The organism is Pseudomonas arsenicoxydans, assembly GCF_006438915.1.
In the GTDB taxonomy this organism is placed as follows: Bacteria; Pseudomonadota; Gammaproteobacteria; order Pseudomonadales; family Pseudomonadaceae; genus Aquipseudomonas; species Aquipseudomonas arsenicoxydans_A.
The window spans coordinates 556,449-572,432 of record NZ_RCZE01000001.1; the positions used below are offsets into that span (position 1 = coordinate 556,449).

The 15,984-nt window shown below is 61.0% G+C and carries 13 protein-coding genes and 1 pseudogene; 6 read left to right on the forward strand and 8 right to left on the reverse strand.

Annotated features, from left to right (window positions below):
• Nucleotides 1-99: 99 nt before the first annotated feature.
• Nucleotides 100-1,500: a dihydrolipoyl dehydrogenase gene (gene lpdA, locus EAH78_RS02545; protein WP_140665106.1), complete on the forward strand. Its 1,401-nt coding sequence runs from the start codon at nt 100-102 to the stop codon at nt 1,498-1,500.
• 122 nt (nt 1,501-1,622) lie between these two features.
• On the opposite strand, the gene EAH78_RS02550 is transcribed toward lpdA, so the two are convergent.
• Nucleotides 1,623-2,093 carry an Lrp/AsnC family transcriptional regulator gene (locus tag EAH78_RS02550; RefSeq protein WP_140665110.1) on the reverse strand — a complete coding sequence of 157 codons (471 nt, stop codon included), beginning with the start codon at nt 2,091-2,093 and terminating at the stop codon, nt 1,623-1,625.
• A gap of 143 nt (nt 2,094-2,236) precedes the next feature.
• On the opposite strand from EAH78_RS02550, the gene EAH78_RS02555 reads away from it, so the two are divergent.
• Nucleotides 2,237-2,866: a LysE family translocator gene (locus EAH78_RS02555; RefSeq protein WP_140665113.1), complete on the forward strand. Its 630-nt coding sequence runs from the start codon at nt 2,237-2,239 to the stop codon at nt 2,864-2,866.
• A gap of 3 nt (nt 2,867-2,869) precedes the next feature.
• Here EAH78_RS02555 and EAH78_RS02560 read toward each other — a convergent pair whose 3' ends face one another.
• The 7 genes from EAH78_RS02560 to EAH78_RS02590 form a co-directional block, all read right to left on the reverse strand.
• Nucleotides 2,870-4,987, reverse strand: a complete 2,118-nt coding sequence (locus tag EAH78_RS02560; protein ID WP_140665116.1) for a hypothetical protein — start codon at nt 4,985-4,987, stop codon at nt 2,870-2,872.
• The gene (locus EAH78_RS02565; protein ID WP_140665119.1) at nt 4,974-6,167 is read right to left on the reverse strand and encodes a DUF3142 domain-containing protein; all 1,194 of its coding nucleotides are present in this window, start codon (nt 6,165-6,167) and stop codon (nt 4,974-4,976) included. The genes EAH78_RS02560 and EAH78_RS02565 overlap by 14 nt, the downstream gene beginning before the upstream one ends.
• 199 nt (nt 6,168-6,366) lie before the next feature.
• Nucleotides 6,367-7,197, reverse strand: a complete 831-nt coding sequence (locus tag EAH78_RS02570) for a class I SAM-dependent methyltransferase (RefSeq protein WP_140665122.1) — start codon at nt 7,195-7,197, stop codon at nt 6,367-6,369.
• Nucleotides 7,191-8,348, reverse strand: a complete 1,158-nt coding sequence (locus EAH78_RS02575; RefSeq protein ID WP_140665127.1) for an acyltransferase family protein — start codon at nt 8,346-8,348, stop codon at nt 7,191-7,193. Before EAH78_RS02575 ends, EAH78_RS02570 begins: the two co-directional genes overlap by 7 nt.
• Complete coding sequence (locus EAH78_RS02580) at nt 8,345-9,238, reverse strand: class I SAM-dependent methyltransferase (protein ID WP_140665132.1); 894 nt, start codon at nt 9,236-9,238, stop codon at nt 8,345-8,347. Before EAH78_RS02580 ends, EAH78_RS02575 begins: the two co-directional genes overlap by 4 nt.
• Entirely contained in the window at nt 9,235-10,530 is a 1,296-nt protein-coding gene (locus EAH78_RS02585; RefSeq protein ID WP_140665136.1) for a glycosyltransferase, read from the reverse strand. The genes EAH78_RS02580 and EAH78_RS02585 overlap by 4 nt, the downstream gene beginning before the upstream one ends.
• Nucleotides 10,524-12,101 carry a glycosyltransferase gene (locus EAH78_RS02590; protein ID WP_240051838.1) on the reverse strand — a complete coding sequence of 526 codons (1,578 nt, stop codon included), beginning with the start codon at nt 12,099-12,101 and terminating at the stop codon, nt 10,524-10,526. Before EAH78_RS02590 ends, EAH78_RS02585 begins: the two co-directional genes overlap by 7 nt.
• A 429-nt stretch (nt 12,102-12,530) precedes the next feature.
• Here EAH78_RS02590 and EAH78_RS02595 point away from each other — a divergent pair, with 429 nt between their 5' ends.
• The 4 genes and pseudogenes from EAH78_RS02595 to EAH78_RS02610 all read left to right on the forward strand — a co-directional run.
• Nucleotides 12,531-13,445 (forward strand): GDP-mannose 4,6-dehydratase, encoded by a 915-nt coding sequence (locus EAH78_RS02595; protein ID WP_140665147.1) that lies wholly within the window; start codon nt 12,531-12,533, stop codon nt 13,443-13,445.
• Entirely contained in the window at nt 13,442-14,413 is a 972-nt protein-coding gene (gene gmd, locus EAH78_RS02600; protein WP_140665150.1) for a GDP-mannose 4,6-dehydratase, read from the forward strand. Before EAH78_RS02595 ends, gmd begins: the two co-directional genes overlap by 4 nt.
• Before the next feature lie 3 nt (nt 14,414-14,416).
• Nucleotides 14,417-15,859, forward strand: a complete 1,443-nt coding sequence (locus EAH78_RS02605) for a mannose-1-phosphate guanylyltransferase/mannose-6-phosphate isomerase (protein WP_140665155.1) — start codon at nt 14,417-14,419, stop codon at nt 15,857-15,859.
• A pseudogene (locus EAH78_RS02610) lies at nt 15,860-15,982 on the forward strand (ABC transporter permease); the annotation flags it as partial. It lies immediately after the preceding gene.
• Nucleotides 15,983-15,984: the final 2 nt, after the last annotated feature.

Below are 15,984 nucleotides of genomic sequence, written 5' to 3' on the forward strand. Positions count from 1 at the left end.
GGCTTGACCGAAACCGCGCGATACGCACATATTACGTTCGTAATTTTTACCAACTACTATTTTTAACCAGCCCGATCCCTTCACTTCAGGAGTACATCCATGAGCAGCTACGACGTCGTGATTCTTGGCGGTGGGCCCGGTGGTTATAACGCCGCAATCCGTGCCGGCCAGCTGGGTTTGAAAGCGGCCTGCGTCGAAGGTCGCGTGACCCTCGGCGGCACTTGCCTCAACGTCGGCTGCATGCCGTCCAAGGCGCTGTTGCACGCATCCGAACTCTACGACGCGGCCATGGGCGCGGAATTCGCCAACCTGGGCATCGAGGTCAAACCCACCCTCAACCTCGCCCAGATGATGAAACAAAAGGATGAAAGCGTTACCGGGCTGACCAAGGGCATCGAGTTTCTGTTTCGCAAAAACAAAGTCGACTGGATCAAGGGCTGGGGCCACATCGACGGGCCGGGTAAAGTCACGGTCACCGACAGTGCCGGCGGCAAGACCGAGCTGAGCGCCAAGGACATCATCATCGCCACCGGCTCCGAGCCCACTCCCCTGCCGGGCGTCGACATCGATAACCAACGCATCCTCGATTCCACCGGGGCGCTGTCGCTGGCCGAAGTGCCCAAGCACCTGGTGGTCATTGGTGCCGGCGTCATCGGCCTGGAGCTGGGCTCCGTGTGGCGGCGCCTGGGTGCTCAAGTCACGGTAGTCGAATTTCTCGATCGCATCTGTCCGGGGGTGGACGTCGAGGCTGGCAAAACCCTTCAGCGTTCGCTGAGTAAACAGGGCATCACCTTCAAGTTGAGTTCTAAAGTCACCCGCGCCACGTCAACGGCGAGCGGTGTTCAGCTCAGCATCGAACCGGCGGCCGGCGGCACCGCCGAGTTGCTGGAAGCCGATTACGTGCTGGTCTCGATCGGGCGCCGGCCGTACACCCAAGGCCTGGGTCTTGAAAACGTCGGCCTCGCAACAGACAAGCGCGGCATGCTCGCCAACAAGGGTCACCGCACCGAAGCGCCAGGCATCTGGGTGATCGGCGACGTCACGTCCGGGCCGATGCTCGCCCACAAGGCTGAAGACGAGGCCATGGCCTGCGTGGAACAGATTGTCGGCAAGGCTGGCGAAGTGAATTACAACCTGATTCCCAGCGTGGTCTACACCAAACCGGAGCTGGCCAGCGTCGGCAAGACTGAAGAGCAGCTCAAGGCCGAAGGTCGCGCGTACAAGGTCGGTAAATTCCCGTTCACCGCCAACAGCCGGGCCAAGATCAACCACGAAACCGAAGGCTTCGCCAAAGTGCTGGCGGATGAACGCACCGATGAAATTCTCGGCGTGCATCTCGTAGGCCCGAGTGTCAGTGAAATGATTGGCGAGTATTGCGTGGCGATGGAATTCAGCGCCTCGGCCGAGGACATTGCGCTGACGTGCCATCCGCACCCGACACGGTCCGAGGCGTTGCGCCAGGCGGCGATGAATGTGGAGGGGATGGCGACGCAGATGTAAGGCTTTGAGTCTTGCGTAATCAGGTCTGGCCTCTTCGCGAGCAAGCCCGCTCCCACATTTGATTTGTGGCGTTCACAAAACCAGTGTGGGAGCGGGCTTGCTCGCGAAAGGGTCGAATCGGTTTAAGGCAAATGCCCCAACGGCAACACCCCCGGCGTCTTCACCGTGTGAATCGCAAAGTTGCTGCGGATATCGCTCACACCCGGCAACTTCAGCAGCCGCTCGGTCAGAAATCGGTCATACCCACGCAAATCCGGCACCACCACCTGCAGTAGAAAATCCGATTCCCCCGACACCAGAAACGCCGAAATCACTTCCGGCAGCGCCGTCACCGCCACGCGGAACGCTTCGGCTTGCGCATCGTTGTGACGCTCGACCTTGACCCCGACAAACACCGTCAGCCCTAGCCCCACTTCGTCGCGATCCAGATTGGCCTGATACCCGCGAATCACCCCGGCTTCTTCCAGCATCCGCACTCGACGCAAACAGGGCGAAGCAGACAAACCGATTTCATCGGCCAGTTGCACATTGCTCAGTCGACCGTCCCGTTGCAGGGCCGCGAGAATCTTGCGGTCGTAGGCGTCCAGTTTCATGGTTTGGCAGATCCTGATGGTTCGATCGTGTGAAGCAGCAGGTTATGCCAATTTCTCCTGCTTTAGAAGCTGACTACGCAACCACCTGCCCTGCCCTTGCGCCCTAGACTGAGCCACCGAATCGACAACGAATGGGGCGCAACATGGCAGGACTCTGGCTGTTTTTCATGGCATTGGCGGTGGTGTATTTGTTGCCCGGGCCGGACATGATCCTGCTGCTGCAAACCGGCGCCCGTCAGGGAAAAGGGGCGGCATTGGCAACGGCAGTTGGTTTGGGTATTGCCCGTGGCTGCCATGTGGCGTTGGCCGCGTTGGGGTTGGCGGCGTTGTTCAAAGCGGCGCCCTGGACGTTCGATGTGGTACGTCTGGCCGGGGCCGCGTATTTGCTGTGGATTGGTATTCAATGCCTGCGGACTACGATGCTGCCGAACCTGAATGGCACTGACGCCACAACCGCAAAACTTCGCTGGGCGTCGTCGATCAAACGCGGTCTGTTTACCAACCTGCTCAACCCCAAAGCATTGCTGTTTTGTTCGGTGCTGCTGCCACAGTTCATCGACCCACACGCCGGATCAGTCCTCACCCAATTCGCAATCCTGGGCATGGCGCTGGTCAGTGTCGGCTTCCTCTTCGACAGCGCCTATGCGCTGGTCGGCGCGGCGCTGGGCCGTTGGCTGCAACGCAGTCCTTCGGCCCAGCGGCTCCAGCAGTGGCTGTTTGGCAGCCTGTTGATCGGCTTCGCCGTGCGGCTGACTTTTGTGCAACAGGCGTAAGCCTTACTGCGTCCGACGGCGACGACGGTTGATCAGCAGCAACGCCACCGCCGTCACGCCGACGACACCGCCGATCTGCAGCGGCCACTTGTAGGGCCGCAGCACCGCACGCGTCGCGTCAGCAGCCTGGGTGACATAACGCTTGCTGGCGTTCTCAAAGTCGGGATAAGGGCACTGGTGACCAAAATCCACCGCCCAATCCACATAAGGCCCCTCTTTCACATAGCGTTGGTACAGAGCGCTTTGATCTTCAAGGCTACTGTTCCAGCCCGCCGCCGAGCACAGCACCGCCGCAAAGGCCTGACTGGTGTGCGGCAAGTTATCGGCGGCACGATTGGCCAAGGCCGTGGCCACAAACCGATAGTGATAACGCTCATCGGGTTTAGCGGCGCTGGCTTGCTGGCGCAGGACTTCACCTTCAGCGACTAACGGCCCGACCTTCAGCTCCGTGGTTTCGAGGCTGTAATTGCCGCCAAACGTGGCGTAGTCCGGAGCCATTTCATAGCCGAGAATGTCCATCCCCCACTCGCGCGCCGTCCAGGCAGCATTGAACAGGGCGGCGGCGCGTTTGGTCGGCCACCACGCTGCATCGGCCAGCTGACGCTGTTGCGCGTACAACCGGGCTTTTTTCTGCAGATCGGGATTGTCGAAGTACGCCAGCGCTTCGTCGTAACGCTCTTCGCGCAACAATCGACGACCGAGCAGATTGCGCAGTTGCGCCGCCACCGGCAGTGGCACGTAATTGTCACGATCCTGCTGGGTCAACGGCGGTGGCGCGGGCACCTGCGTGTCGACGTAATGCTTGAGTTCATCGACGGTCAGTACCCGTTCGGCCACCGTCGCGGCATCGAACCAATAGAGGCTTTGGCTGCGAAACAGCTGATCGAACGCTTGCAGATAATCCCCGCGTTGCAGCGCCAGAATCGCACTTTCGCCTTCGACCCGGCACTTGGGCTGAAGCGTTTCGTAGTCGTAGTCCGGCGTGCGCCGCTCACCCCACGATTCATTCTGCGGGAAGGCCTGAGCCGCTTTGGCATACGCTGCAGCCGCCGCGTTTTTATCGCCATCGCGCAACGCCAGTTTCGCTCGCAACCACCACGCCAGGCCGCCGTCCCCGGCGTGTTCAAGGAAGGACTTGGCGCTGGCGTAGTCGCCTTGTTGATAATTCATCGCGGCCAGTCGATCCGCGTTATCGAGGCTGCCGCGGGTGCTGCTTTGCAGCAGTTTGATCAGTTTCAATTCGTTCGGTGGCTGATCACCAAATGACCAGCCCAGGCGGCTGATCAAGGACGCGGTGACCAGTTGTTGCACCGGTTTACCCTTGAGCAACGCGGTCAATTGATCGTCAGGCATCGCCAGCAGATCGGCCATCAGCAGCTTCAACGAGGTGTAACCGACCGCCGAACCGTGGAGGTTTTGCGTGGCGTAGAGATCGATGGCGCTGTCCCAGTCGCCAGCAGTACGGGCCACGCGCGCTTCTTCGCCGAGGCTGGCGACACCCAGTTCCAGCGGATCGCTGAAGCCATCGATACTCAGCTGACGCGTCTGCCCGAACGCCTTGCGCGCCTGCGCCAGCAGATCGGGTGATGTGCCCGCCTCGCTGCTGATGGCGAACAGCGCCCGCCCCAGCGAATACGCGGCCCAGGTGCTGCGCAAGGCGCGTTGATCGGCCGGCAGCGCCAGCACTTTTTCGAAGTATTCGGCGGCCAAACGATGATCGCCCGCACTGAACGCTGCAGCGCCCGCCAGATACAGCGTGAGCTCGGCGGGCAGGCTCGCGCCTTGTTCTTCGACCTGATGCGCGTCCGTCAGGCTGCGCAGTTGTTTCACCAGCGCCTGCTGCTGCGCCGTCAGCCCGGCCTGCTCAGCAGCGTCTCGCTGTTCTGCGTAATCAGTCGCTTCCATGCTGTAGGTCGACTGCGCGACATTCTTGAGCCCCGCGATCGCATGGCCGAGACGGTTGATCTCAAACTGGAAGTTGCCTTCCGGCAGCTCCGCCAGCGACTGGCCGCGGTTGTCCAGCAGACGCATCGGGAAGTCCGGCCCGCAAGCCAGCGCCGAACCCAGCGGCAAGCTGAGGCTCAGGCAGAGCAGATTGCGGGGCCAGTTACGGGTGAACATTCGAACCTCCTTGATCAATTTTTGTGCAGCGTGCCCAACCGATTGCGCGCTGCCCACCGGCGGCTATTCGGCCGGCGCTTAGGCGGGTGAAGGTAAGCAGATCGGGGCTTTGTTGCAACGCATAACCGGCCAGCGCATCAGCGCCGTCACAGCCCTGCACGGCCAGGGTCACGCGTTCGGGCCATGGGCTGTCGAGGTTGCCCTGGTTGCTGACGCTGATGTCATAGAGGCCGTCTTGCGCACTAAATTTCACGCTCAAGCGGCTGTCGAGCGTGTCACCGCGAGCTACCGCCCCCAGGGTTGTCAGGCTCCAGGCCCGACGGTCCCCCGCCAGCGGCAGGCGAAACCAGATCAGGCCGGCCAGATGAGCAGGCGGGTCGGCGCGTAAATCCATGGCGAGTGTGCGCAGTTGCAGTGGATCCGCCAGCAATTCCCGGCGTTCGCCGCCGCGTCCCACCGGTACTTCGCTTTCCACCACCGGTGCGCCACTGGTGCCGGGCAGCAAAGCCACGCCGTAGGCCGGGAGTGCCAGGTAGAAAGGCTTCGTTGTGATGCGCCCCCAGCCCTTGGCCCACTTTCGCGCCTGATCCGGATCGAACAACCCGTGCCGAGGATCGCTCACCGCGTGCACTTGCAACACGCTGCTGTCGACGGTCGATAACAGCGATGACAGTTCGGGGCTGTCCAGCCAGGCGGGCAGCGCGGTGATGCTCAGCGGTAACGTCGCCGGTAAAACCGCGCGCAGGTGCGTTAGAAATGCTCGATAAGCCGGTAACCGGGCGTTGCCCGCATCGTGGTCAATTTCCACACCGGCCAGCGTCAGCCCCTTGCCTTGCCAGTCGCTGAGCAGCTGTTGGATTTGCGCCGTGACTTCATCCTGGTCCAGCGACTGGAGCTGACCATCCAGGCGAATCACCGCAATCAGCGGCCGACCATCGCGTTTGAGCAGCGCCGGATCGATCCGCGCACGCCGCCATCCGACCTGGGGGAATGCCTGCAAGGCCAACACCCGTAACGTCGAAAAGTCCGCGCGACTGTCGCGCAGGGCGGCGTCGTGGGCAGGCGTCCATTGCCGTTGCCAGACGTAGAGTTGCTGATCGAGCGGCGGCGCGTCCTGTTGCTCGCAGCCGTTGAGCAGCACTGCAACAAGCAGGGCCGAGAGACGAACGAAAGACACCATGAAATCCCTGATCCCTACAAACACAGGGCTACAGGGTACACAAAACCTGTGGCGAGGGAGCTTGCTCCCGCTAGGCTGCGCAGCCGCCTTAAACCTGTGCATGAGGTGAGTCTGAAAGATCGAGGGTTGCCTACTTGGGGCTGCTGCGCAGTCCAGCGGGAGCAAGCTCCCTCGCCACAGGGAATCTTCCAGGTATTGATTAATCAGCCATAGGCTTGCGGGCAATGATCACCTGACTTTTCGCCACGACGGCGTCCAGCGCCTGTTTGATCTGCGCACCGCGAGGGGAAGCCAGAACGGCCTGCCAGGTGTCGGCCCAGTGGTTGAGCAATGGGTGGTCGGCATTGCTGAAGTCGACCTTGGCTTCCCAGAACAACAACATCCACATCGACCAGTAAAACCCGTACTGGCTGTGGCTGAGCACTTCCAGGCCGGCGTCGCTGACCATCGCCTTGAACTGCTCTTCGCTGATGATGCGAATGTGGTTGGGTTTCTGGAAATACTCCGGTGCGGCGATGTCCTTTTGCAGGTCTTCGGAGCTCGGGTGCGGAACGCTGAGCAAATACAGCGCGCCCGGCTTGCCGACTCGCACCAGTTCGCTGAGGAACTGCGCCGGATCGTCCACATGCTCGATGACTTCGGTGGACACCACGCGGGTGGCCGTGGCGTCGGCAATCGGCAGCGGATTGCAGTCGGTGACGTGGCATTCGATGTCGCGTGCCGGCGTGTCACCCAGGCGCTGACGGGTGGCTTCGACCTTGGCCGCGTCGATGTCGGCGATGATGATCTTCGCCCCGCGCATGCCGCAGAAATGCACGTTGCCGCCGTCACCACAGCCCACGTCCAGCAGCGTGTCTTCGGCTCTCACTGGAAAACCGGTGAACAGCTCGCCGGTTTGCTGATTGAACCAGCCACTGAGCATCGCGTCGTGCAGGCCGAGCATGTACGGGTCGACTTTCTCGACCTTGTCTGCCGCAGGCGTCGCGGGAGCGGGCGCGCCCGCCGTGAGTTTCTTCAAAAGTCTCAGCATGAGGTAGCTCCAGAGGATGGGACGGCTGTTCGGGACGGGCTCAGGCGTTTGACCAGCGAGGCGCCGCGGTTGCGCATGGGCATTTCGATGTAGCGGTAGTTGAGTTCACTCAGCAGCACGATCAGGCCACCAGCCATCAGCAACGTCAGGATCGGATGGCCTGCCGGACTGGGCAGGCCGGCAGCCTGTAAACGAAAGGTGAATTCGCGCACCAGCAAGTAGGCCGGAATGTGGATCAGGTAAATCCCGTAGGAGCGGCTACCGACCCAGGTCATCAGATTCTTCAGCAGGCCACGAGGCAACAGATAATCACGGTTGTAGGACGCGACCCAAACCAGCACCGCGCACAACACGGCAATCACACCGATGCGGTATTGAGTGAACGTGAAGCGATCAGTCGCCATGAAACTGAGCGCCAGCGATAGCACAATCAGCGCCGAAACTCCGGCCCATGGGCGACGCAAAAACGTCGGTTCCCAACGCAGGTACGAAGGTTGCGCACTCCACATTGCCAACAACACGCCGAGGGCCAGCGCATCGGTGCGAACCACCATCAGGATCGGCGTGCGCAACGTGAACAATTGCACCGCGACCAGCGCCAGCAAGGCCCAGACCAGGTGCTTGCGGCAGACCAGGATCAGCAGCGGAAACAGCAGGTAGAACTGCTCTTCCAATGACAGGCTCCAGTACACAAAACTGGTGCCGTATTCGTAGTGATAGAAGCTGTCGGCGAAGCGGAAGTTGGCGTATTGCGCCACACCGGCCAGCGTTGCCTGTACGTTGGCGTGCAGCGTACCGAACGCGCCGGAGCGGTTTAGAAAGAGACACGCCAGCAACATCAGCGCCAGCCACAACCAGGCCGAAGGCAACAATCGAAAGGCCCGGCGCAGCCAGAAATTACGCGTCTGCTGCCAGTACTCCTGACGGGTGCTACAACCCTGCAACGCCGGAATCAAACTGCGCGCGATGACAAATCCCGAGATCGCGAAAAACAGATCGACGCCCCACCACGGCTGGCCGAACGCGGTGATGGTGTGCAGCAACGGCACCGAGGCGGCAAAGAGGCTGTCTTGCAGGTGATGAAACAGCACGCCGAGTACCGCAATGCCGCGCAACAACTCGATGTCCATGATCCGTCTGTCAGTACTCATGCCGTCCTCCTGGACGCTGCATCGGCATCCATCGGTTTGCGCGCGATGATCACCTGACTCTTGGGCATGAACTGATCGAGCATCTGCTTGATCGCCAGGCCGTCGGGTTGCGCCAGCAGGTCCTGCCAGGTTTTTGCCCAGCTCTCCATCAGTGGCGGGTACGGTGCCTGGATGCGGTCACGCACCGCGCCGCCCAAATCCCGACCGGCAGCGCGCTCACTGGCCCAGAAAAAGATCATGCCCATCACCCAGAAAAACCCGGTGGCCTGGCGATGCTCAATCACCAGCCCAGCGTCCTCCACCAGTGCGGCGAAGCGTTCCTCGGTGAAAATCTGTACGTGATTGGGCGATTGGAAGTAGCTCGTCGGGGCGATGCCCTTTTGCAAATGTTCGCCCACCGGCGCTGGAACGCTGAGCAGATACAACGCGCCGGGCCGGCCCATGCGCACCAACTCGGCCATGAACGGCTCGGGTTGATCGATATGCTCCAGCACTTCCATGCACACGACCTTGCTCGCACAACCGTCTGCCAGCGGTAAGGGCAGGCTGTTGCTGACCAGACCGAGATTGGCTTTATCCGACTGCGCTTCCACCTGCCGCGCCAGGTCGCGGACCTTGTCGTGCTCGCTGTCGGTGAAGATTACCGACGCGCCCTGGCGCACCGCGAACAACGTCGCGACCCCTTCGCCACAGCCGACATCCAGCAAAGTGTCGTCGGCGGTAATGGCGAACCCCTTGAGCAATTCGCCGCTGTCACCCGAAAACCATCCGTCATGAATTGCATCGTGCAAGCCCACGTCTCTTGGCGACACCCGGGTGGGCTCAACCGGCAGCGGCGCGGGTTCTGGCTTCGCTTCAGGAAAGAAACGTCTGACCAATGCGCGGATCATGCCTCGAGGGTTTCCGCGGCGCGGGTTTCGAGTAGCCGGGCAAAAAAGGCCGTCAGGCGCTGCTCGGCAGTGGCCTGGCTGCAGAATTTTTCCAGGCTGGCCACGGCGTGAGTGGACATCTGCGCGTAACGTTCGGGGTCGTTCATGGCCACGTCGTAGCTTGTCCGGTAAGCGCTGCACAATGACGCCCAGTTGGTCACGTAACGCAACGTCCGGAACGCCCGGCGCGGGTCGTGGGGCCAAGCGGTCAGTTCATCCGTGGAGTCGATGAGAAACGCATTATCGGCATCCAGGTAATCGATCATTGCTGTGGTCCGTGGCGCCACGGCCGGTTTGCCGCAGGACATGAATTCCATCAGCGGCAAGCACTGGCCTTCGCCGTAGGACGTGTTGACCACGTAACTCGTCGCCTGCACCAGACGCTCGTAGTCGGCATCCGCCAGGTAGCCGTGAATCAGCACGATGCGGCAGCGATAAGACTGGTTTTTGTACAAGTGGTGAAGGATGTCGGTCAGCGCGGCTTCGGCATCGTGGTGAGTCAATTTGAGCACCAGCGTCGCGTCGTCCACCTCGCGGAACGTCACGCAAAAAGCGCTGAGCATGTCTTCCCAGTTCTTGCGCCCGTCGCCGGGGTTGAACACCGAGGTGTAGATCACCCCGTCGAGGACCAGCTCGTGATCACTCGGCGGGGCTTCGAAGTCGATGCCCACGCCTTCGCGCGATGACGCAGGCCCGAAGGCCCGCAAGTCGAGTTCGCGGCTGTCTGCCAGCAATCCTTTGATCTTCAATCGCACCTGACTGGCCAGGGGCTGACGCTGCAATTGCGCACCGCGCTCGCAAAACCTGTCCCACACTGGGGCCGGCACCGCGACGATCGGGTAGTCGGCTCCCATCGCCTCGCGCACCGCCGTCACGGTGTAGCTGGAATGAGTAATCGCCGCACCCGCTGCCCGCAACACCGTGCGCCAGTCATTGAGCGGGTCACCGGCAAAGGGTTCGTTGGGGATAGTGCTGAATTCCCAGGCGAACACCGGCAGCGTCGGGCAAGCAAGATTGACCGGCGTGCGATGAGGTGGCGAGAACGACAGGAACACGCAGTCTTCGCCTCGGGACAGGCACTCCCGGTACAAGGCATCGACTTCGGTCTGCGGATCACGGACTTCCACCACTCGCCCCAGCCGCTCCAGCACGGGGCGGTATTCCTTGAGCACGAAGTAGTAGCTGTATTCCGCACGGCCCAGGTTCTGGGCGATGGTGTGCTGGTTGGTTTCCGAATGAATGATGATCAGCATGCGGCGTTATCCGTTGCAGTCGCTGCCGGCAAAGCCTGTGGCGCCAGCCCGAAAAAATCCGCCAGGCGCTTTTGCACCGGGGAGAAAGCGCAGTAGTCGTGCATGCGCTCGACGGCGGCGAGGGACATGCGCTGATAGTCCTGCGGCTGCGCCTTGGCTATCCGGTAGCTGTTTTCATAGGCGGTTTTTAGTGAACCCCAGTCCGGTCGATAGCGCAGGGTACGGTAAATGATCCGGGTGTCCTGCGGCCAGATGGTCAGCTCTTCGCTGGACTTGACCACAAACGCCACGCGCTCATCGATGTAGTCCTCCATGGCCGTGTGGTCCGGGGCGATCACCGGTTTACCGCTGGCCATGAACTCCATCAGCGGCAGGCACAGCCCTTCGCAGCGCGAGGCATTGACGTAGTAACTGGCGGCTGCATAAAGCCGGGCGTATTGCGGATCGTCCAGGTAACCATGCATCACCACCACCCGACAGGCGAATGGCGAGAGCTGCGCGAGCAAGGTCATCAACTCGTCGTAATAGGACGACAGGTCGCTTTGGGTAATTTTCAGCACCAGCGTGGCGTCGGACGTTTCGCGAAAGGCCCAGCAAAACGCAGTGATCAATTGATGCCAGTTCTTGCGCCCGTCACGTGGGTTGAACACGGTGACATAGACCACACCGTCCACCGTGGTTTCAACCAATGAAGAGGTGTCTGGCCATTGGCGCGGCTCAGGCTCTGGCACCTCCACCGTTTGCGGGCCGGCGATGGCTGGCAGGTATTCGGCGAGACGCGCATGTGCCGCGTCCGAGAGCAAATCGCGAATGCCTTCCAAGTACCACTGCCTCAGAAAGTGCGTGCGATGCACCGGAACCGGCAACGTTTTGCCCATGTCCCGGCGCCACATGTGCAGGAAATGGCGGGCAATCACGAAGCGGCGTTTCAGTGTCAGTGGTGGTGGCTTCAACGCCTCCAGCTCAGCCTCGCGCGCGGCCAGCTCCTCGGCGGTCGGCACCACGGGAATCAGCGCATCGGCGCTGAGCCCGAGGGTACGCGTATCGAAAATGCAGCCCTTGATGTCCAGCATCGAACCGGCATTCACCGGGACGCTGGTGTGCTGACTGCGGATGGCCGCAAAGTTTTCCCACAACGGTGTCGGCAACACCAGCACCGGGAAGTCTTCACCCATGGATCGACGAATTGCCCGGGCGGTATGACTGGAAAGCGTGATCACCCGGCCCTGGCGCGCGAGCATCTGTGTCCAGTCCTGACGCGGGTCGTTGTCCCACTGTTCATCGGGAATCGAGTCGAACTCCCAGGCCACCACACAGATCGTCGGGCACTCAAGGTCGTTCGGGGTTTTCTGTGGCGGCGTAAAAGACAGGAACAGACTGTCCTCGCCAGCGGCCAACAGTTTTTTGTAGAGGGGATCGACCTCGGCGGTGGCGGTCACCACATGCACGCGCCCAAGGCTTTCGAGCACTGGGCGATACGCCTTGAGAACGAAGTAGTAACTGTATTCGGGACGACCGAGACTCTGGCTGATGGAGCTGTCGTTGACGTCCGAGTAAAGAATGAAATTCATGGCATCCCACGATGAAACCGCCATCCCGGCGGCCCCACTCTATGACGGCAAAGCAAACGGAGAGCCGGTGTTTGCCGGTCATCGTCCATCGTCTTTTTGCTCGTCTACGTTCTTGTTTTAATGGTCAGCTTCGTAGGGTCCGGGAACAACCCGCACGAACGCTGGATAATCGTGACGAGGGGCATTCTAAACACATCCGCCGAGGATTCGTGAACCGCCCGGCGAGAATAATTCAGGCTACGCTAACGAGAACTGACCGGTCACGGTTGGACCTGTTGAAATTGCCGAGCAATTGGCACAGATTGGCTACCAAACAACTACAACAAAATATTTCGCCTGTCTTTCGACCAACAAATCCACTCGGTCTGTCAGACATCTCCTTAAAGCCTGTGGGGAAACGGACGAAATGAATGACCAAGGGGCCTCTGTTTGAAAAAGCGTCTGTTCGTGACGGGTCTCAGTGGATTCGTCGGGCAACACATCCAATCTCGCCTGAACGCTGATGCCTCGGAATGGGCGCTTCTGCCTGCCAATTCCCGTTACGATCTTGCTGAGCCCGGCAGCCTCGAAGGCCTGTGGTCCGAGATGCCCGACGCGGTCATTCACCTGGCCGGCCAGACGTTCGTGCCCGAAGCCTTCCGCGATCCGGCGCGCACGCTCAGCATCAACCTGCTCGGCACCCTGAACCTGCTGCAAGCGCTGAAGGCCCGCGGCTTCAGCGGTACGTTTCTGTACGTCAGCTCTGGCGACGTCTACGGTCAGGTCACCGAAACCGATCTGCCCATCACCGAACACCAGCCACCCTGCCCGCGCAATCCTTATGCCGTGAGCAAACTGTCGGCGGAATTCCTCAGCCTGCAATGGGGCCTGAGCGAAGGCTGGCCGGTCATGGTCGCCCGCCCGTTCAACCATATTGGCACCGGCCAGAACGAAAGCTTTGTGATTGCCAGCGCTGCGCGGCAAATCAACCGAATCAAACAAGGCCTGCAAGCGCCGCAACTGGAAGTCGGTGACATCGACGTCACGCGCGACTTCCTCGACGTTGACGACGTGATTTCGGCCTACCTGGCGCTGCTGGAGAAGGGCGTGCCGGGACAGGTCTACAACATCTGCTCGGGGCACGAGCAGAGCATTCGCAGTTTGATCGAACAATTGGGGGACCTCGCCCAGGTCGACATGCAATTGATTCAAGACCCCGCGCGCCTTCGTCGCGCGGATCAGCGTCGCGTTTGTGGCAGCCATGCCAAGCTCGCCCAGACCACAGGATGGACGCCGCAAATCACAACACAACAATCCCTGCGGGCGATCCTGTCCGACTGGGAGAAGCGAGTACGACAAGAATGACTAAAAGTGCACTGATCACAGGGATCACCGGCCAGGACGGCGCGTATCTGGCCAAACTGCTGCTCGACAAGGGGTATAAAGTCCACGGTCTGGTGGCGCGGCGCAGCAGCGATTCGCGCTGGCGCCTGCGTGAGATGGGCGTCGAGGGCGACATCGTTTACCTGGATGGCGACATGGCCGATGCCTGCTCGGTGCAGCGCGCGGTCATCAAGTCGGCCCCGGACGAAGTCTATAACCTGGCCGCGCAAAGTTTCGTCGCCGCCTCCTGGGACCAACCGGTCACCACCGGCATCGTCGACGGTCTGGGCGTGACTCACCTGCTCGAAGCCATTCGCCAATTCAGTCCGCACACGCGTTTTTACCAGGCGTCCACCAGCGAAATGTTTGGCCTGATCCAGGCCGAGCAACAGGACGAGAACACCCCGTTCTATCCGCGTAGCCCGTACGGCGTGGCCAAGCTGTATGGCCACTGGATCACCGTGAACTACCGCGAAAGCTTCAACCTGCACGCCAGCAGCGGGATCCTGTTCAACCACGAATCCCCCCTGCGTGGCATCGAGTTCGTGACCCGTAAAGTTACCGACGCAGCCTCCCGTATCAAGCAGGGCAAACAACAGGAACTTCTGCTGGGCAACATCGATGCGAAACGTGACTGGGGGTTTGCCGGCGACTACGTCGAAGCCATGTGGCTGATGCTGCAACAGGACAAGCCCGATGACTTTGTGGTTGCCACCGGCATCACCACCACCGTGCGCGAGATGTGCCGGATCGCCTTCGAACACGTCGACCTGAACTACCGCGACTTTGTAAAAATCGACCCGGCGTTTTTCCGCCCGGCCGAAGTGGAAGTATTGCTGGGCAACCCGGCCAAAGCCCAGCGCGTGCTGGGCTGGAAGCCGAAGACCGATCTGGATACCTTGATCCGCATGATGATGGATGCGGACATGAAACGCGTCGCCAAGGAGTAGGCCATGCTGATTCCTGTGATTCTCTCCGGCGGTGCCGGTACTCGCTTGTGGCCGGTGTCCCGCGAGGGCCATCCCAAGCCGTTCATGACCCTGCCCGACGGCCAGTCGCTGCTGGGCAAGACCTATCGGCGGGCCGCCGGCCTGCTCGATGGCCGGGGCGATATCGTCACGGTGACCAACCGCGACTACTACTTCCAGAGCAAGGATCACTATCACGAGGCGCAGCTCAGCCGTCATCGCGGGCACTTCATGCTGGAACCGACGGGCCGCAACACCGCCCCGGCCATTGCGGCGGCAGCGCTGTCGCTGCAAGCGCTGCACGGCGATGACGCGATCATGTTGGTGATGCCCGCCGACCATTTGATCCTCAACGAAGATGCGTTAAAGACCGCCGTGGAACACGCCGTGGCGCTGGCCAAGGATGGTTTCCTGGTGACCTTCGGCGTGGTGCCGACCGCGCCGGATACCGGTTTCGGCTACATCGAAACCGGCGCTGCGCTGGACGGAAAAGGCGCGGCCAAGGTGCAGCGTTTCGTCGAAAAGCCTGATTTGCAGACCGCGACGCATTACCTGGAGAGCGGCAATTTCCTGTGGAACTCCGGGATGTTCTGCTTCTCGATCGGCACCGTGTTGGCCGAATTGCAGATCCATGCCCCCGAGTTACTTGAGCAGACGAGAATCTGCATGACGGCCAGCAGCCCGGTGGAAACCGTCGGCTGCCTGCAACAGGAATTGTCCCCGACGCTGTTCGCCGAGATCACCGACATTTCCATCGACTACGCCTTGATGGAGCGCTCGGACAAAGTGGTCGTGGTGCCCGCCCAATTCGACTGGAGCGACATCGGTTCCTGGGGCGCAGTGGCCGCGCTGGTGCCGGCCGATGCACAGAACAATCGCGCCAGCGGCGATGCCGTGTTCGTCGACAGCCACAACAACTTCGTCCAGAGCGAAGACCGGCTGGTAGCAGCCGTGGGTGTGGATAACCTGATCATCATCGACACCGCCGACGCCGTGTTGGTCGCCCATGCCGATCGCGCGCAGGACGTGCGTCGGGTGGCCAAGCAGCTCAAGGACAAGAAGCACGAAGCCTATCGCCTGCACCGTACGGTCAGCCGGCCTTGGGGCACCTACACCGTGCTCGAAGAAGGCCCGCGCTTCAAAATCAAACGCATCGTGGTCAAGCCCGGTGGTAAGTTGTCGCTGCAAATGCACCACCATCGCAATGAGCATTGGGTCGTGGTCGAAGGCATGGCCAAGGTCACCAACAACGGCACCGGTACTCATCTGGTCGCGAAGAACGAATCCACGTTCATTGCCGCTGGCCACCGGCATCGCCTGGAAAACCCCGGCGTAATCGACCTGGTGATCATCGAAGTGCAAAGCGGCGAATACCTGGGAGAGGACGATATCGTTCGCTTCGAAGACCAATACGGCAGGACGGTTTGAATGCTGCTTTCTTTGTACCGCGCGCTGTGGGGCTATCGAGGGTTCATCCTCGGTAGCGTCAAGCGAGAATTCCAGGCGCGTTCCCGCAATTCGTTGTTCGGTGCCCTGCTGATGTTGGAAAACAC